At 48.2% G+C, this 571-nt stretch carries 1 protein-coding gene; it reads left to right on the top strand.

The annotated features are described in order from the left end of the window. Positions 1 to 571: RNB domain-containing ribonuclease (locus R7Q11_RS28240; RefSeq protein WP_225467235.1), on the top strand; the 571-nt coding region annotated here is incomplete at both ends.

Genomic DNA, 571 nt, shown 5'->3' with positions numbered 1-571 from the left:
GTACGCGAAGAAAACAGAATCTGGTGATTTTGAGTTAACTATCGCGATTGCTGACCCAACTGCGTACATCACACCTGAAGACGAAATGGATAAAGTCGCGCGTGAGCGTGGTTACACCATTTATCTACCAGGCCGTAACATCCCGATGTTACCTCGCGACCTAGCGGACAACCTATGCTCTCTAATTGAAGGAGAAATCCGCCCAGCAATCTGCTGCACCGTAACAGTGAGCAAAGACGGTGTGATTGGTGACGATATCAAATTCTTCGCTGCAAACATCAAGTCACACGCGCGCCTAGCATACGATCACGTTTCTGATTGGCTAGAAAACGGCAACTCTGACGCATGGCAACCTTCAGAAGAAATCGCAACTATCGTACGTGATCTATACGAGTTTTCTCTAGCTCGCGCAGAATGGCGTGAGAAAAACGCAGTCGTATTCCCAGACCGTCCTGACTACCGTTTTGAGCTAAGTGAAGACAATGACGTTATCGCTATTCACGCTGATATGCGCCGCAGTGCAAACCGTCTTGTTGAAGAATCGATGATTACGGCGAACATTTGTGCAGGC

The organism is Vibrio sp. 970 (genome assembly GCF_033339075.1).
Note: the sequence above shows the minus strand (reverse complement) of the source record. Positions and strands in the feature narration are given on the sequence as shown.